General features: G+C 55.3%; 17 protein-coding genes and 4 tRNA genes. 19 read left to right on the top strand and 2 right to left on the bottom strand.

Translation table 11 applies throughout. The annotated features are described in order from the left end of the window. Positions 1–9: 9 nt before the first annotated feature. The gene (rhlB, locus tag K7H21_RS27005; protein ID WP_004127388.1) at positions 10–1,275 is read right to left on the bottom strand and encodes an ATP-dependent RNA helicase RhlB; all 1,266 of its coding nucleotides are present in this window, start codon (positions 1,273–1,275) and stop codon (positions 10–12) included. A 341-nt stretch (positions 1,276–1,616) separates the two neighbouring features. Between rhlB and trxA the strand changes: the two genes are divergently transcribed. From trxA to K7H21_RS26910, 19 genes are all read left to right on the top strand, one after another. Then, positions 1,617–1,946 carry a thioredoxin TrxA gene (gene trxA, locus K7H21_RS27000; protein ID WP_004097507.1) on the top strand — a complete coding sequence of 110 codons (330 nt, stop codon included), beginning with the start codon at positions 1,617–1,619 and terminating at the stop codon, positions 1,944–1,946. A gap of 329 nt (positions 1,947–2,275) precedes the next feature. Continuing rightward, positions 2,276–3,535 carry a transcription termination factor Rho gene (rho, locus tag K7H21_RS26995; RefSeq protein WP_002883293.1) on the top strand — a complete coding sequence of 420 codons (1,260 nt, stop codon included), beginning with the start codon at positions 2,276–2,278 and terminating at the stop codon, positions 3,533–3,535. A 242-nt stretch (positions 3,536–3,777) separates the two neighbouring features. Beyond that, positions 3,778–4,872 carry a UDP-N-acetylglucosamine--undecaprenyl-phosphate N-acetylglucosaminephosphotransferase gene (wecA, locus tag K7H21_RS26990; RefSeq protein ID WP_004127391.1) on the top strand — a complete coding sequence of 365 codons (1,095 nt, stop codon included), beginning with the start codon at positions 3,778–3,780 and terminating at the stop codon, positions 4,870–4,872. Between the two features lie 21 nt (positions 4,873–4,893). Further along, a complete protein-coding gene (gene wzzE / locus K7H21_RS26985) occupies positions 4,894–5,940 on the top strand; it encodes an ECA polysaccharide chain length modulation protein (RefSeq protein ID WP_142445061.1) in 1,047 nt (348 codons plus the stop codon). Between the two features lie 56 nt (positions 5,941–5,996). Next, a complete protein-coding gene (gene wecB / locus K7H21_RS26980) occupies positions 5,997–7,127 on the top strand; it encodes a non-hydrolyzing UDP-N-acetylglucosamine 2-epimerase (protein WP_004127395.1) in 1,131 nt (376 codons plus the stop codon). Then, complete coding sequence (gene wecC, locus K7H21_RS26975; RefSeq protein ID WP_223035479.1) at positions 7,124–8,386, top strand: UDP-N-acetyl-D-mannosamine dehydrogenase; 1,263 nt, start codon at positions 7,124–7,126, stop codon at positions 8,384–8,386. The genes wecB and wecC overlap by 4 nt, the downstream gene beginning before the upstream one ends. Then, positions 8,383–9,450, top strand: a complete 1,068-nt coding sequence (rffG, locus tag K7H21_RS26970; protein WP_142445062.1) for a dTDP-glucose 4,6-dehydratase — start codon at positions 8,383–8,385, stop codon at positions 9,448–9,450. Before wecC ends, rffG begins: the two co-directional genes overlap by 4 nt. 17 nt (positions 9,451–9,467) lie before the next feature. Then, a complete protein-coding gene (rfbA, locus tag K7H21_RS26965) occupies positions 9,468–10,349 on the top strand; it encodes a glucose-1-phosphate thymidylyltransferase RfbA (protein WP_142445063.1) in 882 nt (293 codons plus the stop codon). After that, positions 10,327–11,001, top strand: coding sequence for a dTDP-4-amino-4,6-dideoxy-D-galactose acyltransferase (rffC, locus tag K7H21_RS26960; RefSeq protein WP_112167223.1), 675 nt, complete (start codon positions 10,327–10,329; stop codon positions 10,999–11,001). Before rfbA ends, rffC begins: the two co-directional genes overlap by 23 nt. A gap of 4 nt (positions 11,002–11,005) precedes the next feature. After that, entirely contained in the window at positions 11,006–12,136 is a 1,131-nt protein-coding gene (gene rffA, locus K7H21_RS26955; RefSeq protein ID WP_004127411.1) for a dTDP-4-amino-4,6-dideoxygalactose transaminase, read from the top strand. 1 nt (position 12,137) lies between these two features. Then, entirely contained in the window at positions 12,138–13,388 is a 1,251-nt protein-coding gene (wzxE, locus tag K7H21_RS26950) for a lipid III flippase WzxE (protein WP_004127414.1), read from the top strand. Next, complete coding sequence (locus tag K7H21_RS26945; protein WP_049115421.1) at positions 13,385–14,464, top strand: TDP-N-acetylfucosamine:lipid II N-acetylfucosaminyltransferase; 1,080 nt, start codon at positions 13,385–13,387, stop codon at positions 14,462–14,464. The genes wzxE and K7H21_RS26945 overlap by 4 nt, the downstream gene beginning before the upstream one ends. After that, positions 14,461–15,807 (top strand): ECA oligosaccharide polymerase, encoded by a 1,347-nt coding sequence (wzyE, locus tag K7H21_RS26940; protein WP_004127421.1) that lies wholly within the window; start codon positions 14,461–14,463, stop codon positions 15,805–15,807. The genes K7H21_RS26945 and wzyE overlap by 4 nt, the downstream gene beginning before the upstream one ends. 11 nt (positions 15,808–15,818) lie before the next feature. Beyond that, complete coding sequence (gene wecG / locus K7H21_RS26935) at positions 15,819–16,559, top strand: lipopolysaccharide N-acetylmannosaminouronosyltransferase (protein WP_004127424.1); 741 nt, start codon at positions 15,819–15,821, stop codon at positions 16,557–16,559. Positions 16,560–16,799: 240 nt separating this feature from the next. Further along, positions 16,800–18,185 (top strand): bifunctional threonine/serine APC transporter ThrP, encoded by a 1,386-nt coding sequence (thrP, locus tag K7H21_RS26930; RefSeq protein WP_004127426.1) that lies wholly within the window; start codon positions 16,800–16,802, stop codon positions 18,183–18,185. Between the two features lie 102 nt (positions 18,186–18,287). Next, positions 18,288–18,364, top strand: a tRNA-Arg gene (locus K7H21_RS26925). Between the two features lie 55 nt (positions 18,365–18,419). Continuing rightward, positions 18,420–18,495: transfer RNA gene (locus K7H21_RS26920), tRNA-His, on the top strand. 22 nt (positions 18,496–18,517) lie between these two features. Continuing rightward, positions 18,518–18,604, top strand: a tRNA-Leu gene (locus K7H21_RS26915). A 45-nt stretch (positions 18,605–18,649) separates the two neighbouring features. Further along, a tRNA-Pro gene (locus K7H21_RS26910) sits at positions 18,650–18,726 on the top strand. A gap of 582 nt (positions 18,727–19,308) precedes the next feature. Here K7H21_RS26910 and hemY read toward each other — a convergent pair. Next, on the bottom strand, positions 19,309–20,505 hold the full coding sequence (hemY, locus tag K7H21_RS26905) for a protoheme IX biogenesis protein HemY (protein WP_004127430.1): 1,197 nt from the start codon (positions 20,503–20,505) through the stop codon (positions 19,309–19,311).

Genomic DNA, 20,505 nt, shown 5'->3' with positions numbered 1-20,505 from the left:
CATATTGCTTTAACCTGAACGACGACGATTACGTGGTGGGCCGTTACGACGCGGGCCGTTGCCAGGACGCGGGCGCGTGAGGCGCAGCGGTCTGGGCAGTTCGGTCATGAGTGCGTCAGAATTGTATTTGCTGACTGGAATTGAATGGCCAATATAGGTTTCAATCGCCGGCAGGTTCAGCGCGTACTCTTCACAGGCCAGGCTGATGGAGTGACCGCTGGCGCCAGCGCGGCCGGTACGGCCAATACGGTGAACGTAGTCTTCGCAATCGTCCGGCAGGTCGTAGTTAAAGACGTGCGTAACGGCCGGAATATGCAGACCGCGGGCGGCAACGTCGGTTGCGACCAGAATGTCGATATCGCCGCGGGTAAATTCATCGAGAATGCGCAGGCGTTTTTTCTGCGCGACGTCGCCGGTCAACAGACCAACGCGATGGCCGTCCGCCGCCAGGTGACCCCAGATATCTTCACAACGATGCTTGGTGTTGGCGAAAATAATCGCGCGATCCGGCCACTCTTCTTCAAGCAAGGTCTGCAGGAGGCGCATTTTTTCTTCGTTGGAAGGATAGAACAGCTCTTCTTTAATACGGTGGCCCGTTTTCTGCTCAGGCTCAACTTCGACGTACTCGGCGTTGTTCATTTGTTCGAACGCCAGTTCACGGACGCGATAAGAAAGGGTGGCAGAGAACAGCATGTTCAGGCGCTGATTCGCCGGCGGCATACGGCGGAACAACCAACGGATATCTTTAATAAAGCCGAGATCGTACATGCGATCGGCTTCGTCAAGTACGACAACCTGAATGGCGCCGAGGTTAATATGGTTCTGTTTGGCGTAGTCGATAAGGCGACCGGTGGTGCCGATCAAAATATCCACGCCGCTTTCCAGCACTTTCAGCTGCTTATCGTAGCCGTCGCCGCCGTAAGCAAGGCCCAGTTTCAGACCGGTAGCCTGCGCCAGCGGTTCGGCGTCAGCATGAATCTGTACCGCCAGTTCACGCGTCGGCGCCATGATCAGCGCGCGCGGCTGGTTGACCTGGCGGTCAGCGATCGCCGGGTGAGTGAGAAGATAATGAAACGTTGACGTCAGAAACGCCATCGTTTTACCGGTACCGGTTTGCGCCTGCCCGGCGACATCGCGACCTTCCAGCGTAAGCGGGAGGGCGAGTGCCTGGATGGGTGTGCAATTATGAAACCCTTTTTTTTCAAGGGCTTCAATCACTGCCGGGTGCAGGGCGAAGTCGGAAAACTTCTGTTCTGTTAAATGTGTTTTGCTCATAGTGTGGTAGAATATCAGCTAACTATTGCATTAAGAAAGCGTATCCGGTGAAATAACGTCAACCTTTCGTTGGCTATGTATGAAATTATTCAAGGTGCGTCTGCGGCAACTGAACGAATCTTCGAAAGCTTAGACTACTAAGCGAGGCGAGGGTGACAAATCTGCGATAAGCCGGTTTGAACGCGGGTTGCTTTATCTTTTGTGGGGCAAAGTTCATGATGGACATTGTGACGCAGATCGATAAAAGGGGCATTCTGAAGAACAGCGTGCATAACGTAGCATCGACACGTCGTTGATGGCCGCGACACCAACACACCAGGCTTATTCCTGTGGAGTTAAATATGAGCGATAAAATTATTCACCTGACTGACGACAGTTTTGACACGGACGTACTCAAGGCTGACGGGCTAACCCTCGTCGATTTCTGGGCAGAGTGGTGTGGTCCGTGCAAAATGATCGCCCCGATTCTGGATGAGATCGCTGAAGAGTATCAGGGCAAACTGACCATTGCTAAACTGAACATCGATCAGAACCCGGGTACCGCGCCGAAATACGGCATTCGCGGCATTCCGACCCTGCTGCTGTTCAAAAATGGCGAAGTTGCAGCGACCAAAGTTGGCGCGCTGTCTAAAGGCCAGTTAAAAGAGTTCCTCGACGCCAACCTGGCGTAAGCGGCTTGCTCTGCCGGCGTCCAGCGTCCAATTTTTTGCGGATCTCTGGACGCCCGGCGAGAGTCGTGCTAAGTTAATCTCAGACTTCGTTTTAAACATACCTTTGTTTGAATCTTGTTTTACCCAAAGCGTCCCGCAAAAATGCGCGTGAGGCTTATAATCCGGGCTTATCACTCATTCCGTTTAGTCGTTTCAGTTCTGCGTTCTTTCCTGTGACCAGGCAACGTACAGACACGAGATGAAGGCCGTTAACAGGCATGGATGTTCCTGCCATACCATTCACAACATTAAGTTCGAGAATCACCCCGAGTTTAAGAACCCACACCATTATGAATCTTACCGAATTAAAGAATACGCCGGTTTCTGAGCTGATTACTCTCGGCGAAAATATGGGGCTGGAAAACCTGGCCCGTATGCGTAAGCAGGATATTATTTTTGCCATCCTCAAGCAGCATTCGAAGAGTGGCGAGGATATCTTTGGCGATGGCGTACTGGAGATACTGCAGGATGGATTTGGTTTCCTCCGTTCAGCAGACAGCTCCTACCTCGCCGGTCCCGACGACATCTACGTATCCCCCAGCCAAATCCGCCGCTTCAACCTCCGCACTGGTGACACCATTTCCGGTAAGATTCGTCCTCCTAAAGAGGGTGAGCGTTACTTTGCGTTGTTGAAAGTTAACGAAGTTAACTACGATAAGCCGGAAAACGCGCGTAACAAGATTCTGTTCGAGAACTTAACCCCGCTGCACGCAAATTCACGTCTGCGTATGGAACGTGGTAACGGCTCGACGGAAGACTTAACCGCCCGCGTACTGGATCTGGCATCGCCGATCGGTCGCGGCCAGCGTGGTCTGATTGTCGCGCCGCCGAAGGCCGGTAAAACCATGCTGCTGCAGAACATCGCGCAGAGCATTGCTTACAACCATCCTGATTGCGTACTGATGGTATTGCTGATCGACGAACGTCCGGAAGAAGTGACCGAGATGCAGCGTCTGGTTAAAGGTGAAGTTGTCGCTTCGACCTTTGACGAGCCGGCATCCCGCCACGTTCAGGTTGCCGAGATGGTTATCGAGAAGGCGAAGCGTCTGGTTGAGCATAAGAAAGACGTTATCATCCTGCTCGACTCCATTACCCGTCTGGCGCGTGCCTACAACACCGTGGTCCCGGCCTCCGGTAAAGTGTTGACCGGTGGTGTGGACGCCAACGCCCTGCATCGTCCGAAGCGTTTCTTCGGCGCCGCGCGTAACGTGGAAGAGGGCGGTAGCCTGACCATCATCGCTACGGCGCTGATCGATACCGGTTCTAAAATGGACGAAGTTATCTACGAAGAGTTTAAAGGCACCGGTAACATGGAGCTTCATCTCTCTCGTAAGATCGCAGAAAAACGCGTCTTCCCGGCTATCGACTACAACCGTTCCGGTACCCGTAAAGAAGAGCTGCTCACCACTCAGGAAGAGCTGCAGAAGATGTGGATCCTGCGTAAAATCATTCACCCGATGGGTGAAATCGACGCGATGGAATTCCTCATCAATAAACTGGCGATGACCAAAACTAACGATGACTTCTTCGATATGATGAAGCGTTCGTAAGTTAAAAATGCCAGAAAACGCCACGCTATTGCGTGGCGTTTTGTTTTCCGGGTTTGTATGATCCAGCAAGGGAAAACAAAATGGGTGTTAACGTATGATGTGTGCAGGATGATGGCAGGCAGAGACAGCTTTAACAGTCTAAAATTTCTACAATAAATTTGTAATGTTCTGCTTTGCCCCTTCTGGAGTTGAGGCATCATCGTTATACTTCCCGGATTAACTATGCTGAGAGCACATGCGTTGTGAATTTACTCACTGCTATTACTGAATTAATCAGTATTTTCTTATTCACTACCCTGTTTATATTTATCGCTCGCAAGGCGGCAAAAAGAGTTGGGCTGGTGGATAAACCTAACTATCGCAAACGGCATCAGGGTTTGATTCCGTTAGTTGGTGGTATTTCAGTTTTCGCAGGTATTTGTTTTACGTTTGCCATCGCCGACTATTACATTCCCCACGCAAGGTTATACCTGGGGTGTGCCGGGGTGCTTGTGCTGGTCGGCGCGCTGGACGACCGCTTTGATATCAGCGTAAAAATTCGCGCGGTTATTCAGGCCGCTATCGCCGTCATTATGATGATGGTGGGAAATCTTCATCTTAGTAGCCTCGGTTTTATATTCGGCTCATGGGAGCTGGTGCTCGGCCCCTTTGGTTTCTTCCTCACGCTGTTCGCCGTTTGGGCGGCGATCAATGCTTTCAATATGGTAGATGGTATTGATGGGCTGCTTGGCGGCCTGTCCTCCGTCTCTTTCGCGGCAACGGGCATCATCCTGTGGTTTGATGGCCAGTACAGCCTGGCGATGTGGTGTTTTGCGATGATTGCCGCCATTTTGCCCTATATTTTACTTAACCTCGGTGCGCTTGGCCGTCGCTATAAGGTCTTTATGGGTGATGCCGGCAGCACCATGATTGGCTTCACTATCATCTGGATCCTGCTGGAGACCACGCAGGGAAAGACGCATCCTATTAGCCCGGTCACGGCGCTGTGGATTATTGCTATCCCATTGATGGATATGGTGGCGATTATGTACCGTCGCTTGCGTAAAGGGATGAGTCCATTCTCCCCGGACCGTCAGCATATTCATCACTTAATCATGCGCGCCGGGTTTACTTCCCGCCAGGCGTTTGTCCTGATCACTCTGGCCGCCGCGCTGCTGGCTCTGGTTGGCGTGGTGGCGGAATACACCCGCATTGTGCCGGAATGGGTGATGTTAATACTCTTTTTGGTAGCCTTCTTTCTTTATGGCTACTGCATTAAACGCGCCTGGAAAGTGGCGCGCATGGTTAAACGTATTAGACGCAGAATTCGGCGACACAGCGGCAATAATCCAAATTAACCAAATCAATCTGGGGACGTGATGACTCAACCATTACCGGGAGCACAAACAGTGAACGTTGAGAATGAGCTGGATATTCGCGGGCTGTTTCGCGCCTTATGGGCAGGAAAAAGCTGGATAGCAGGTATCGCAGTGCTCTTTGCACTGGTTGTTCTGGTTTATACCTTTTTTGCTCGCCAGGAGTGGAGCGCGACGGCGATTACCGATCGGCCAACGGTAAACATGCTGGGGGGATACTATTCGCAACAGCAGTTTTTACGCAATCTCGATATCAAGGCCAATCTCGTCTCGGTCGATCAGCCTTCGGTAATGGATGAAGCTTATAAAGAGTTCATCATGCAGCAGGCGTCATGGGATACCCGCCGCGACTTCTGGCTGCAAACGGACTACTACAAGCAGCGCCAGTCGGGTAACGCTCGCGCCGATGCCGCTCTGCTGGATGACCTGATTAACGATATCCAGTTTATGCCCGGCGATGCGCTAAAAAGCATCAACGATAGCGTGAAGCTGACGGCAGAAACCGCGCCGGATGCCAATAATCTGCTGCGCCAGTATGTGGCTTTCGCCAGCCAGCGTGCGGCAGGGCATCTGAATGACGAGCTTAAAGGCGCCTGGGCCGCGCGTACCATCCAGATGAAAGCGCAGGTGAAGCGTCAGGAAGAGGTGGCGCGAGAGATTTTCAATCGTCGCATGCATAGCGTGGAACAGGCGCTGAAAGTCGCCCAGCAGCACAATATCTCCCGCAGCGAAACCGATATTCCACCAGACCAGTTGCCGGATTCAGAGCTGTTTTTACTGGGACGGCCGATGCTGCAGGCCCGACTGGAAAACCTGCAGGCGGTGGGGCCGGAGTACGATCTTGATTATGACCAAAGCCGCGCCATGCTAACGACATTAAACGTTGGGCCGACCCTGGATCCGCGTTTTCAGACTTACAGGTATTTGCGAACGCCTGAAGAACCGGTAAAACGCGATAGCCCGCGCCGCGTGTTTCTGATGGTGATGTGGGGGATTGTGGGCGCGCTCATCGGCGCAGGCGTTTCGTTATCGCGTCGCCGTGTCCAGTGAATGCGGCCCGTGGTGAAGGACATTCAGCCTTTATCACCTAATCGAAGAGAATCGATGTGAAAGTACTAACGGTATTTGGCACGAGACCAGAAGCTATCAAAATGGCGCCTCTGGTTCATGCGCTGGCAAAGGATCCTCATTTTGAGGCGAAAGTTTGCGTGACCGCGCAGCATCGGGAGATGCTCGATCAGGTGTTGAAACTTTTTTCTATTGTTCCGGAATACGACCTTAACATTATGCAGCCGGGCCAGGGGTTGACGGAGATTACCTGCCGTATCCTTGAGGGCTTAAAGCCGGTGCTGGAGTCGTTTAAGCCGGACGTGGTGCTAGTGCATGGCGATACCACCACGACGATGGCGGCAAGCCTGGCCGCTTTTTATCAGCGCATTCCGGTAGGGCACGTGGAAGCCGGGCTGCGTACGGGCGATCTGAGCTCGCCGTGGCCGGAAGAGGGGAATCGTACGTTGACCGGGCATCTGGCAACGTACCACTTTGCGCCGACGGAAACCTCGCGGCAGAACCTGCTGCGGGAAAACATCGCCGACAATCGGATCGCGGTAACCGGCAATACGGTTATTGACGCGCTGTTCTGGGTGCGCGACCGGGTGTTGAGCGATGAAGTCCTGCGCAACGAGCTGACTCAGCGCTATCCCTTCCTCGCCAACGGCAAAAAGATGATTCTGGTCACCGGGCACCGTCGGGAAAGCTTTGGCCGTGGTTTTGAGCAAATCTGCCATGCGCTGGCGGAGATCGCCGCTAACAACCCGGACGTACAAATTGTCTATCCGGTTCATCTGAACCCGAACGTCAGCGAGCCGGTTAAGCGTATTCTCGGCCACGTTGAGAACGTCATGCTTATTGAGCCGCAGGATTATCTACCGTTCGTCTGGCTGATGAATCGCGCATGGTTGATCCTGACCGATTCCGGCGGTATCCAGGAAGAAGCGCCATCGCTCGGTAAGCCGGTGCTGGTGATGCGTGACATGACCGAGCGTCCGGAAGCGGTTAGCGCGGGCACCGTGTGCCTGGTGGGAACCGATAGCCAACGCATCGTCAATGAAGTCACGCGCTTGCTGCAAGATGAGTCCGCGTATCAGGCCATGAGCCGGGCGCATAACCCGTACGGCGATGGACAAGCGTGTCATCGTATTTTGTCTGCACTTAAAAATAATCAGGTAACGCTATGAATTTTTCTACCATTTCAGTGATTGGCCTTGGATATATTGGCCTGCCAACCGCTGCCGCGTTCGCCTCCCGGCAAAAGCGGGTGGTCGGCGTTGATATTAATCAACACGCCGTGGAGACCATTAACCGTGGAGAAATTCATATCGTGGAGCCGGATCTGGCGAGCGTCGTCAAAACGGCGGTCGAACAGGGCTACCTGAGCGCCACTACCGCGCCGGTAGAAGCCGACGCCTATCTTATTGCGGTGCCGACGCCGTTTAAAGATCTGCACGAACCGGATATGGTTTTCGTCGAATCGGCGGCTAAATCTATCGCGCCGACGCTGAAGAAAGGCTCGCTGGTTATCCTTGAGTCCACATCGCCGGTGGGGGCAACCGAGCAGATGGCTGGCTGGCTGGCGGAAATGCGCCCCGATCTGAGTTTCCCACAGCAGGCTGGCGAAGCGGCTGACGTCAATATTGCCTACTGTCCGGAGCGCGTTTTGCCGGGGCAGGTGATGGTTGAGCTGATTAAAAACGATCGCGTGATTGGCGGCATGTCGCCGGTGTGCTCGGCCCGCGCTAGCGAGCTGTATAAAATCTTCCTTGAAGGCGAATGCGTGGTGACCAACTCGCGCACTGCCGAGATGTGTAAGCTGACTGAAAACAGCTTCCGTGACGTTAATATCGCTTTTGCCAATGAACTTTCGCTAATTTGCGCCGATCAGGGGATTAACGTCTGGGAGCTGATTCGCCTGGCGAATCGTCATCCGCGCGTCAATATTCTTCAGCCGGGCCCGGGCGTTGGCGGCCACTGTATCGCGGTCGACCCGTGGTTTATCGTGGCGCAGAACCCGCAGCAAGCTCGACTTATCCGGACCGCGCGTGAAGTCAACGACCACAAACCAGAATGGGTAATCGACCAGGTGAAAGCGCGAGTCGCCGACTGTCTCGCGGTGAGCAACAAACGCGCCAGCGAGCTAAAAATCGCCTGTTTTGGCCTCGCGTTTAAGCCGAATATTGATGACCTGCGCGAAAGCCCGGCAATGGCTATTGCCGCGCAAATCGCCCGCTGGCACGGCGGCGAAACCCTGGTCGTTGAGCCAAATATTCATCAGCTGCCGAAAAAGCTCGACGGACTGTGCGCTCTGGCGACGCTTGACGAAGCGCTGGCGAGCGCCGATGTGCTGGTGATGCTGGTCGATCATAAAGAATTTAAAGCGATGAGCGGTGACAGCGTGAGCCAGCATTTTATCGTCGATACCAAAGGGGTGTGGCGGTGAACACGATTCTGGTCACAGGTGGTGCGGGATTTATCGGTTCGGCGGTGGCGCGCGAAATCATCACTGCAACTACTGATAACGTAGTGGTGGTTGATAAGCTGACCTACGCCGGAAATCTGATGTCGCTGGCGCCTGTTGCCGGGGATCCGCGTTTCGCCTTTGAACAGGTGGATATCTGTGATCGGGTCGAACTGGACCGCGTCTTCCACCACTATCAGCCCAATATCGTGATGCATCTGGCCGCCGAAAGCCACGTCGACCGCTCTATTGATGGCCCGGCGTCGTTTATCGAAACCAACATTGTCGGTACCTATACTCTGCTTGAAGCGGCGCGTGCTTACTGGAATACGCTGGCGAACGAAAAAAAATCGGTCTTTCGTTTCCACCATATCTCAACGGATGAGGTCTATGGCGATCTGCACGACAGCGGCGCGTTTTTTACCGAAACCACGCCTTATGCGCCCAGCAGTCCCTATTCGGCCTCAAAAGCCAGCAGCGATCATCTGGTACGGGCTTGGCAGCGCACTTACGGACTGCCAACGTTGGTGACCAACTGCTCGAATAACTACGGGCCGTATCACTTCCCGGAAAAATTGATCCCGCTGACCATCCTGAATGCGCTGGAGGGGAAAGCGCTGCCGGTTTATGGCAATGGTGAGCAGATTCGCGACTGGCTGTATGTTGAGGATCACGCTAGGGCGCTATATCGGGTGGCAACTCGTGGTGGGCCGGGAGAAACTTACAACATCGGCGGCCATAACGAGCGTAAAAATATCGAAGTGGTGGAAACCATTTGCGATCTGCTGGAAGAACTCGCGCCGCATAAACCGATTGGCCTGGCGCACTATCGCGATCTCATCACCTTTGTTGCCGACCGCCCCGGACATGACCTGCGCTACGCCATTGACGCGGCGAAAATTGAACGTGATCTGGGCTGGGCGCCGGATGAAACCTTTATCAGCGGCATGCGTAAAACCGTTCAATGGTACCTGGCGAATGAAGACTGGTGGCGACCTGTGCTGGATGGCAGCTATCAAGGTGAACGCCTGGGCCTGCAAGCATGAGCGTCTGAGGGGGAAAAATGAAAGGTATTATTTTGGCCGGCGGATCGGGTACTCGCCTGCATCCGATCACGCGCGGCGTCTCAAAACAGTTGCTACCCATCTATGACAAGCCGATGATTTACTATCCACTCTCGGTGTTGATGCTGGCCGGAATTCGCGAAGTATTGATTATCACCACTCCGGATGACCAGCGCGATTTTCAGCGTCTGCTTGGTGATGGCTCAGAGTTCGGCGTGCAGCTAAGCTATGCTGTTCAGCCAAGCCCGGACGGGCTGGCGCAGGCCTTTATTATCGGCGAGGCTTTTCTCAACGGTGAGCCTTCATGTCTGGTGTTGGGTGACAATATCTTTTTCGGCCAGGGTTTTAGCCCGAAGCTGCGTAGCGTAGCGTCCCGCACTAGCGGGGCAACGGTGTTCGGCTATCAGGTCATGGATCCGGAACGCTTTGGCGTGGTGGAGTTTGATGACGAATTTCACGCCATTTCACTGGAAGAGAAGCCAAAGCAACCCAAGTCCAACTGGGCGGTAACCGGCCTCTATTTCTACGACGGTCAAGTGGCAGAGTACGCGAAACGGGTTAAGCCCTCAGAGCGCGGCGAGCTGGAGATCACCTCCATTAATCAAATGTATCTCGAGGATGGCGCGCTGACGGTGGAGTTGCTGGGCCGCGGTTTTGCCTGGCTGGATACCGGCACGCACGATAGCCTAATCGAGGCCAGTATGTTTGTGCAGACGGTTGAAAAGCGTCAGGGCTTCAAAATTGCCTGCCTGGAAGAGATTGCCTGGCGTAATGGCTGGCTGGACGACGACGGCGTGAAGCGCGCGGCGAAACGGCTGGAGAAAACCGGCTACGGCCAATATTTATTGGATTTACTCCGTGCCCGTCCGCGCCAGTATTGAACCCCTTGAATGGGAAAACCGCTTCTTCGGCGTCAATAGCGCCATCGTACGTTTTGGCGACGATGCGCCGCCGCTGACGGCGCAAGCGCTGGCCGGATGGTCGCGGGTGCAGGCGAAAGTCGCGGCGGATGATATTGCGCGTCTGGACGCGCTGCAGGCATTGGGCTTCCGGCTGGTGGAGGGCGAGGTCGATCTCGCGCTTTCGCCTGCGGCTTCAGATGATAGCGGTGCCGAGCCGGCGACCGAGGTGGATATTCCCCGGCTGCGAGAACTGGCGGCGTTGGCCTTTGCGCAGAGCCGTTTTCGCGCGCCCTGGTACGCAGCCGATGCCAGCGCCCGCTTCTATGCCCAGTGGATTGAAAATGCGGTGCGTGGGACTTTCGATCATCAGTGTCTGGTGTTTCGCGCCCCTGATGGTGATATTCGCGCGTTTGTCTCCCTGCGCCAGCTCAGCGAGCGCGAGGCGAGAATTGGCCTGCTGGCCGGACGCGGCGCAGGAGCGGAATTAATGCAAGCAGCCCAGCGCTGGGCCGCGCTGCGTGGGCTGACGACACTGCGGGTGGCGACCCAGATGGGTAACACCGCCGCGCTTAAACGTTACATTCTTAGCGGTGCGAATATCGAAAGCACCGCGTACTGGTTATACAGGTGACATGATGATTCCATTTAACGCGCCGCCGGTGGTGGGAACCGAACTTGATTATATGCAGTCCGCGATGGGCAGTGGCAAGCTGTGCGGCGATGGCGGTTTTACCCGCCGCTGCCAGCAGTGGATGGAGCAGCGTTTCGGTACCGTGAAAGCGCTGCTGACGCCGTCCTGCACCGCTTCGCTGGAGATGGCGGCGCTGCTGCTGGATATCCAGCCGGGCGATGAAGTGATTATGCCGAGCTACACCTTCGTCTCCACCGCCAACGCCTTTGTGCTGCGCGGCGCGAAAATCGTCTTCGTTGATATTCGTCGCGATACCATGAATATCGATGAGACGCTGATTGAAGCGGCCATTACCGAGAAAACCCGCGCGATTGTGCCGGTTCACTACGCCGGCGTGGCCTGCGAGATGGACACTATTATGGCTATCGCCGGCAAGCATAATCTGTTTGTGGTGGAGGATGCCGCGCAGGGCGTGATGTCGACTTATAAAGGCCGGGCGCTCGGTACTATCGGCCATATTGGCTGCTTCAGCTTTCATGAAACCAAAAACTATACCGCGGGTGGTGAAGGTGGCGCGACGCTGATTAACGATCGCAAGCTGGTCGAGCGCGCGGAGATTATTCGTGAAAAAGGCACCAACCGCAGCCAGTTTTTCCGTGGTCTGGTGGATAAATATACCTGGCGCGATATCGGCTCCAGCTATCTGATGTCCGATTTACAGGCCGCCTATCTGTGGGCGCAGCTGGAAGCGGCGGAGCGGATTAACCAGCAGCGCCTGGCGCTGTGGCAGAACTACTATGATGCCCTGCTGCCGCTGGCGCGGGCTGGACGTATCGATCTGCCGATCGTTCCTGCCGACTGCGGGCAAAATGCGCACATGTTCTATATCAAGCTGCGCGATATTGACGATCGCAGCAAGCTGATCGCCTGGCTGAAAGAGGCGGAAATTCTGGCGGTGTTCCACTATATCCCGCTGCACAGCTGCCCGGCCGGGGAAACCTTCGGCGAGTTCCACGGGACGGATCGCTACACCACTCAGGAGAGCGAACGCCTGCTGCGTCTGCCTTTATTCTACAACCTGTCGAACGTCAACCAGCGCACGGTAATTAACTCGCTGCTGAGCTATTTCTCCTGATATGTCGCTGGCAAAAGCGTCTCTGTGGACCGCGGCGTCCACGCTGGTCAAAATCGGCGCCGGTCTGCTGGTGGTTAAGCTGCTGGCCGTGTCGTTCGGCCCGGCAGGGGTGGGGCAGGCGGGTAACTTCCGCCAGCTGGTGACCGTACTTGGCGTACTGGCGGGGGCCGGGATATTTAACGGCGTCACTAAGCTGGTAGCCCAGCATCATGACGATCGCCGGCAGTTGTACAACGTCGTTGGCACCTCTTCGGCGATGGTACTGGGTTTCTCTACACTGCTGGCGCTGATCTTCCTGCTGGCGGCCGCGCCAATCAGCCAGGGGCTGTTCGGCCATCAGCATTACCAGAACCTGGTGCGGCTGGTGGCCCTGGTACAGATGGGGATCGCCTGGGCGAATTTCTTGTTAGCGCTGATGAAAGGTTTTCGCGATGCGGCGGGTAATGCGCTGTCGCTTATCGCCGGGAGCCTGATTGGCGTGGCGGCGTACTATGCCTGCTACCGTTTCGGCGGCTATCAGGGCGCATTGTTGGGGCTGGCGCTGGTGCCCGCGCTGGTGGTTGTGCCGGCGGCCTTCGTACTGTGGCGACGCGGCAATATTCCGCTGAGCGCGCTGTGCCCGCGCTGGGACAACGGCCTGGCGGGGCAGCTATCGAAATTTACCCTGATGGCGCTGATTACCTCGGTGACGCTGCCGGTTGCCTATGTGATGATGCGTAACCTGCTGGCGGCCCACTATGGCTGGGACGCGGTGGGGATCTGGCAAGGGGTGAGCAGCATCTCCGACGCCTATCTGCAGTTTATTACCGCGTCATTTAGCGTTTATCTGTTACCGACATTGTCCCGGCTAACGGCGAAAGCGGATATCACCCGCGAGATTAGCAAATCGTTAAAATTTGTTCTCCCGGCGGTGGCGGCAGCAAGCTTAACGGTGTGGCTGCTGCGTGATTTCGCTATCTGGCTACTTTTTTCCGACCGTTTTACGGCGATGCGCGATCTGTTTGCCTGGCAGCTGGTGGGCGATGTGTTAAAGGTCGGGGCTTATGTTTATGGCTATCTGGTGATCGCCAAAGCCTCGCTACGTTTTTATATTCTGACGGAAATCAGCCAGTTCACGCTGTTGACCGCATTCTCGCACTGGCTTATCCCGGCGCATGGCGCAATCGGCGCGGCGCAGGCGTATATGGCTACCTATATTGTTTATTTCGCTCTCTGTAGCGGCGTGTTTTTACTTTGGCGTAAACGGGCATGACAGCACTGATACATGTACTGGGATCGGATATCCCGCACCACAACCAGACCGTGCTGCGGTTCTTTAATGATGAGCTGGCCGTCGATGACGAGCAGGCGCGTATATTTATGGTCGTCGGTGAGGAGACAGGGATCCGCGCAGCCTATCCCGCGCTCTCCATCAGCTGTTATCCGGGGAAAAAGTCGCTGGCGCAGGCGGTTATCGCGCTGGCAAAAGCGAACCGGCAGCAGCGCTTTTTCTTTCACGGCCAGTTCAATACCGGCCTGTGGCTGGCGCTGCTCAGCGGCGGGATCCGCCCGGCGCAGTTTAACTGGCATATCTGGGGGGCGGACCTGTATGAGAACTCCGCCAGCCTGAAGTTTCGTCTGTTCTATCCCCTGCGGCGCATGGCGCAGGGCCGGGTAGGGCGCGTGTTTGCTACCCGCGGCGATCTGAGCTGGTTCGCCGCCCGCCATTCGGGCGTGCCGGGTGAGCTGCTCTACTTCCCGACCCGTATGGATCCGGCGCTGAATTCGCTCGCCGATAGCGCCCCGCGCGGTGACACGCTGACTATTCTGGTGGGGAATTCCGGCGATCGTAGCAATGAGCACATCGCCGCGCTGCGTGCGATTCATCAGCAGTTCGGCGATACGGTCAATGTCGTCGTGCCGATGGGCTATCCGGCCAACAATAGTGACTATATCGATGAAGTTCGCGCGGCCGGCGCGGCGCTGTTCAGCCCGCAGCATCTTCAGGTACTGGGCGATAAGCTGGCGTTTGATGACTATCTGGCCCTGCTGCGTCGTTGCGATCTTGGCTACTTCCTGTTTGCCCGTCAGCAGGGTATCGGCACGCTGTGCCTGCTGATTCAGGCGGGCATCCCTTGCGTGCTGAATCGGGATAATCCCTTCTGGCAGGATATGTCGGAGCAGCATATTCCGGTACTCTTTACCCGCGATGCGCTGGACGTGAGCGTTGTGCGTGAAGCACAGCGCCAGCTGGCCGGTGTGGATAAAAATCAGATCGCCTTCTTCCGTCCGAATTATCTGACGGGCTGGCGACGCGCGTTGCGGATTGCCGCGGGGGGGGATGCATGACATTAATGCAATTTAGCGGGCTGCTGCTGGTCTGGCTGCTGTCGACGCTCTTTATCGCCACCGCCACGTACTTTGAATTTCGTCGCGTACGCTTCAACTTCAACGTCTTTTTCTCGCTGTTGTTTCTGCTGACCTTTTTCTTTGGCTTCCCGCTGACCAGTATTCTGGTGTTCCGCTTTGACGTCGCGGTCGCCCCGCCGGAAATTCTGCTGCAAACTCTGTTGGTTTCCGTCTGTTTTTATGCGGTTTACTACGCCACCTACAAAACGCGACTACGCTCGGCGGCGCACGGCCATCCGCATCGTCCGCTGTTTACGATGAATCGCGTGGAGACCCATCTGACCTGGGGCATTTTACTCGGGTTGGCGCTGCTTTGCGTCGGCATCTTCTTTGCGCATAACGGATTCCTGTTATTCAAACTCAACTCCTATAGCCAGATATTCTCCAGCGAAGTCTCCGGCGTGGCGCTAAAGCGTTTCTTCTACTTTTTCATCCCGGCAATGCTGGTGGTCTATTTTCTGCGTCAGGATTATAAAGCGTGGATATTCTTCCTCGTTAGCACCGTCGCCTTTGGCCTGCTGACCTACGCCATCGTTGGCGGCACCCGGGCGAACATTATCATCGCTTTTGCCATTTTCCTGTTTATCGGCATCATTCGCGGCTGGATCAGCCTGTGGATGCTGGCGGCGGCGGGCGTGCTGGGTATCGTCGGTATGTTCTGGCTGGCCCTCAAGCGCTATGGCATGAACGTCAGCGGCGATGAGGCGTTTTATACTTTCCTCTATCTGACCCGCGATACTTTCTCGCCGTGGGAAAACCTGGCCCTGCTGCTGCAAAACTACGACAAGATCGAGTTCCAGGGGCTGGCGCCCATCATCCGGGATTTTTACGTGTTTATCCCCAGCTGGTTGTGGCACGGTCGTCCGACAATGGTGCTCAATACCGCGAACTATTTCACCTGGGACGTGCTGAATAACCATTCTGGCCTGGCGATTTCGCCGACCCTGATTGGCTCGCTGGTGGTGATGGGCGGCGTCTGGTTCGTCCCGCTGGGCGCGGTGGCGGTTGGGCTGATCATTAAATGGTTTGACTGGCTGTACGAGCTTGGCAACCGGGAGACGAACCGCTATAAAGCGGCGATCCTGCACAGTTTCTGTTTTGGCGCTATCTTCAACATGATCGTGCTGGCGCGTGAAGGGCTGGATTCATTCGGTTCCCGCGTGGTTTTTTTCCTCGTCATCTTTGGGATCTGCCTGCTGGCGGCAAAACTGCTGTACTGGTTCCTGGATAGCGTGGGGCTGATTCATAAGCGGGCTAAACCGCTGACGCAACCTCAAGTCTGATAAGGGTGTACATGACTGAGACCACATCCGCGCCGTTGTATCTGCTGAGAGGGCTACAACTCATTGGTTGGCGCGATATGCAACACGCTCTGGATTATCTGTACGCCGACGGCGAGATCCGTACGGGGACGCTGGTGGCGATTAATGCAGAGAAGATGCTGGCGGTAGAAGACAGCCCCGAGGTTCGGGCGCTGATTGAAGCCGCAGAATTCAAATATGCTGACGGCATCAGCGTAGTACGCTCACTACGTAAAAAATACCCTCAGTCGCAGGTGTCGCGCGTCGCCGGCGCTGATTTATGGGAAGCTCTAATGGCGCGCGCAGGCGCTCAGGGAACGCCGGTATTTCTGATCGGCGGTAAGCCCGAGGTGCTGGCGCAAACGGAGCAGCAGCTTCGCCAGCGCTGGAACGTGAATATCGTTGGAAGCCAGGATGGCTATTTTGCCGCTGACCAGCGTCAGGCACTCTTTGAGCGAATCCGCGATAGCGGGGCGAAGATCGTCACGGTGGCGATGGGTTCGCCGCGTCAGGAGATCCTGATGCGCGACTGTCGGGACGTTTATCCGCAGGCGCTGTATATGGGCGTGGGCGGCACCTACGATGTCTTTACCGGCCACGTGCAGCGGGCGCCGAAGTTCTGGCAGGATCTGGGTCTGGAGTGGTTCTATCGCCTGGTTTCGCAGCCGAGCCGAATAAAAAGGCAGGCGCGCCTGCTGCGTTATTTACGCTGGTATTACACCGATAAGCTGTGACATTCCACTGCAAGCGGGCGGGTTTACCTGGGTATTCTGTGTAATGTATTCACTCGTCTGATACTTTATTTGCCATTTCCCTCAAATTCATTAACCATTCGCATGCTTAAAACGCGACGGTCAGTTGACCGTCGCGCAGGCAGGGCTATTCCATTTTATTCATTCATAAAAATAACCGGTATAGACACATCCTGGTTGGGATGCGCTTAAACCCGGAGCAGGGCAAACACAAGAGGTTATATGACTGAGAAAAAAGCGGAACTTCAGCGGGGACTGGAGGCGCGACACATTGAGCTAATCGCTCTTGGCGGCACGATTGGCGTGGGGTTATTTATGGGCGCGGCAAGTACGCTTAAGTGGGCCGGACCTTCGGTTCTGCTGGCGTATATTATCGCCGGGCTCTTTGTCTTCTTTATCATGCGTTCGATGGGCGAAATGTTGTTCCTCGAACCGGTAACCGGCTCGTTCGCCGTTTATGCCCACCGCTATATGAGCCCGTTTTTCGGCTATCTCACCGCATGGTCTTACTGGTTTATGTGGATGGCGGTCGGGATATCGGAAATTACGGCTATTGGGGTCTATGTCCAGTTCTGGTTCCCGGATATGGTCCAGTGGATACCGGCGCTGATTGCGGTCGGGCTGGTGGCGCTGGCGAACCTGGCGGCGGTACGGCTCTACGGTGAAATTGAATTCTGGTTCGCTATGATTAAGGTCACCACCATTATTGTGATGATTGTGGTGGGGCTGGGCGTTATTTTCTTTGGTTTTGGCAACGGCGGGCACGCTATTGGCTTTGGCAATCTCACCGAGCACGGTGGCTTCTTCGCCGGCGGCTGGAAGGGCTTCCTGACGGCGCTGTGTATCGTGGTCGCTTCCTACCAGGGCGTCGAGCTTATCGGCATTACCGCCGGTGAAGCGAAGAATCCGCAGGTCACGCTGCGCAGCGCGGTAGGAAAAGTGCTGTGGCGAATCCTGATTTTCTACGTGGGGGCGATTTTCGTTATCGTCACTATTTTCCCGTGGGATCAGATTGGCTCCAACGGCAGTCCGTTCGTGCTGACCTTTGCCAAAATCGGCATCACCGCGGCGGCAGGTATTATTAACTTTGTGGTGCTCACGGCGGCGCTTTCCGGCTGTAACAGCGGAATGTACAGCTGCGGACGCATGCTCTACGCGCTGGCAAGGAATCGCCAGCTGCCCGCGGCCATCGCCAAAGTCTCGCGCAACGGCGTACCCTCGGCGGGCGTGGCGCTGTCGATCCTGATTCTGCTGGTCGGTTCGTGCCTGAACTACATTATCCCTAATCCACAGCGGGTTTTCGTCTACGTCTACAGCGCCAGCGTGCTGCCGGGGATGGTACCGTGGTTTGTGATTCTGATTAGCCAGCTGCGTTTTCGTCTTGTGCATAAAGAAGCCATGGCCAGCCATCCGTTTCGCTCGCTGCTGTTCCCGTGGGCAAACTATTTGACTATGGCGTTCCTGGTTTGCGTACTGATAGGGATGGGATTTAACGACGATACGCGTATGTCGCTCTTTGTCGGAATGATTTTCCTTGCCGCCGTGACGCTTATTTATAAGGTATTTGGCCTTGGTCGACGCGGGAATGTTGATAATGTGGCGCAATAAGCAACAAAACGCACAAAGCATGAGCAAACGATAATTTTCTTTAAAAAGGCACTAGACAGCGGGGTAGGAAGTCCGTATTATCCGACCCCGCAACGGCGCTAAGCGCCCGTAGCTCAGCTGGATAGAGCGCTGCCCTCCGGAGGCAGAGGTCTCAGGTTCGAATCCTGTCGGGCGCACCATTTACCCGGTGCTGGAGCTGCGGTGGTTTCAATACCGCGTAAAAGATTTGCAGTGGTGGCTATAGCTCAGTTGGTAGAGCCCTGGATTGTGATTCCAGTTGTCGTGGGTTCGAATCCCATTAGCCACCCCATTATTTAGAAAGTTGTGATATTGCGAAGGTGGCGGAATTGGTAGACGCGCTAGCTTCAGGTGTTAGTGTTCTTACGGACGTGGGGGTTCAAGTCCCCCCCCTCGCACCACGACTTTATAAAGAATTGAACTAAAAATTCAAAAAAGCAGTACATCGGCGAGTAGCGCAGCTTGGTAGCGCAACTGGTTTGGGACCAGTGGGTCGGAGGTTCGAATCCTCTCTCGCCGACCAATTTTGAACCCCGCTTCGGCGGGGTTTTTTGTTTTTTGATTTTGAAAAAAAATCTTATCTTCCTGATATCGAAAACAATATTCCGCTAATCACATTACAATTTATTCTCCAGAATAGTCCCAATTCCCTGTTCGGGTAGATGCATTTTCTACAGATCCTGTGCGATAATAACCGGGTAGATGCTCATTCCATCTCTTATGTTCGCCTTAGCGCCTCATAAACTCAGGAATGATGCAGAGCCGTTTTACGGTGCTTATCGTCCACTGACAGATGTCGCATTTTATATGCTAAATCATTCATGATGTGTCGAGACGGCCAGCACGGGAATCCCCAGGCGCTTACAAAGGTAAGTGATTTAGGGAGAGTGTGCAGCCAACGAAGAGACAGCGTGAAGGATGAAGCATATAGCCTCATCAAACACCATGGACACTACGTTGAGTGAAGCACCCAATTTGTTGTCAAACAGACCTGTTTTAACGCCTGCCCTGGTTTCAGAGCAGGCGTTTTTTTCTTTTCAGGGCTCGGAAAGCGTTCAGGCGGGAAGGGAAGATATTCTCGCCCCCGGCGGAGGCGAGAATCGCATTATTGCTGCGGGTTGTTTTGCAGGGTTAACAGCAGGCCGTCGCGACGCATCGTCGCCGCTTCTTCCGGCTGATGCAGGCGGTCGAGGGTATCGGCCAGCCACGCGTAATCAAACGCATCCGGGCGCTGCTTGAGCGCAGCGCGGAACGCAATGCTGGCTTCCTGCCACTCGCCATGGCGCATGAGTGATTGTCCCAGCGTACTCCACAGCAGCGGGCGGTCGCCGACCGTTTTAATCTGCTGACGTAGAACTTTTTCCAGCTGTTCCGGATTATTGGTTTTCAGCCGCGGGATCGGCATGACCAGACGGTCGTCGTAGTGCTTTTTCAGACCATCAATAATAATCTGCTGCGCGGTATCATGGTCGTCGCTTTCGATAAGGCGATTCGCCATTGCCACCTGTAGCGCCACCTGGCTGCGGGTTTTACGGTTCTGGTTTTTCCACCATTCGCGCAAACCTTCGCTGCCGCCGTCGGCCAGGGTTTTATCCATCAGACCAATCCACGCCAGCTGTTCCAGTTCGGCGCGGTGCTCTTCATCGCTGACGTTGGCTTTCGCCATTGACGGAATGATATCCAGCAGCGAATTCCAGGCTCCGGTACGAATGTAGGCCTGCTCGGCTAGGCGCAGAACCTCCGGATGACGCGGCGTGATCTCCAGCAGCTTGTCGATACCGTGGCGGGCGGCGTGGTTTTCATTACGCGCCAACTGCAGGCGTACGCGGGTAATTTCGACAGGAATCAGGTCATCGCCGGCGAGCTCAGTTGCGCGCTCCAGATGCTGGTTGGCGCGGGCTTCATCCCCTCGCTGCTGCGCGGCTTCCGCCGCCAGCAGGTAGTTCACAACCGGCTGCTCAGCGTGATCGGCATTTTTCGCCATCAGCTTCTCAACCTGCTGATAGTCGCCTTCCGCCAGCTTCAGCAGCGCCTGCTCAGTTTGCTTACGGGCGCGACGACGTTTGCGGCCCACGAACCAGCCGCGGGTATGGGCGCCGGTGCGGAAAATGCGCCGCAGCAGCCACTCAATGGCAAACAGCACCACCATGGTGAGGATCATGATGATCGCTAGCCCGGTGACGCTGGTTTCAATGTTGTAGTTATCGGTCTGGATCAGGACGTAGCCCTGATGACCGGCGATCATCGGGCCAACAACGATTCCGGCAAGCAGCAGCGCGAAGAGTAAGAGAATTTTCAACAT

The organism is Klebsiella sp. CTHL.F3a (assembly GCF_019890895.1).
In the GTDB taxonomy this organism is placed as follows: Bacteria; Pseudomonadota; Gammaproteobacteria; order Enterobacterales; family Enterobacteriaceae; genus Klebsiella; species Klebsiella grimontii.
This window is presented reverse-complemented; position numbering and strand designations above follow the sequence as displayed.

Excerpts from the sequence above, each read along its gene's own strand:
- trxA (WP_004097507.1), top strand. The coding sequence starts at position 1,617 with ATGAGCGATAAAATTATTCACCTGACTGACGACAGTTTTGACACGGAC.
- wzyE (WP_004127421.1), top strand. The coding sequence starts at position 14,461 with ATGACATTAATGCAATTTAGCGGGCTGCTGCTGGTCTGGCTGCTGTCG.
- hemY (WP_004127430.1), bottom strand. The coding sequence starts at position 20,505 with ATGTTGAAAATTCTCTTACTCTTCGCGCTGCTGCTTGCCGGAATCGTT.
- wecC (WP_223035479.1), top strand. The coding sequence starts at position 7,124 with ATGAATTTTTCTACCATTTCAGTGATTGGCCTTGGATATATTGGCCTG.
- thrP (WP_004127426.1), top strand. The coding sequence starts at position 16,800 with ATGACTGAGAAAAAAGCGGAACTTCAGCGGGGACTGGAGGCGCGACAC.
- rfbA (WP_142445063.1), top strand. The coding sequence starts at position 9,468 with ATGAAAGGTATTATTTTGGCCGGCGGATCGGGTACTCGCCTGCATCCG.
- rhlB (WP_004127388.1), bottom strand. The coding sequence starts at position 1,275 with ATGAGCAAAACACATTTAACAGAACAGAAGTTTTCCGACTTCGCCCTG.
- wecG (WP_004127424.1), top strand. The coding sequence starts at position 15,819 with ATGACTGAGACCACATCCGCGCCGTTGTATCTGCTGAGAGGGCTACAA.
- wzxE (WP_004127414.1), top strand. The coding sequence starts at position 12,138 with ATGTCGCTGGCAAAAGCGTCTCTGTGGACCGCGGCGTCCACGCTGGTC.
- K7H21_RS26945 (WP_049115421.1), top strand. The coding sequence starts at position 13,385 with ATGACAGCACTGATACATGTACTGGGATCGGATATCCCGCACCACAAC.
- rffA (WP_004127411.1), top strand. The coding sequence starts at position 11,006 with ATGATTCCATTTAACGCGCCGCCGGTGGTGGGAACCGAACTTGATTAT.
- rho (WP_002883293.1), top strand. The coding sequence starts at position 2,276 with ATGAATCTTACCGAATTAAAGAATACGCCGGTTTCTGAGCTGATTACT.
- wzzE (WP_142445061.1), top strand. The coding sequence starts at position 4,894 with ATGACTCAACCATTACCGGGAGCACAAACAGTGAACGTTGAGAATGAG.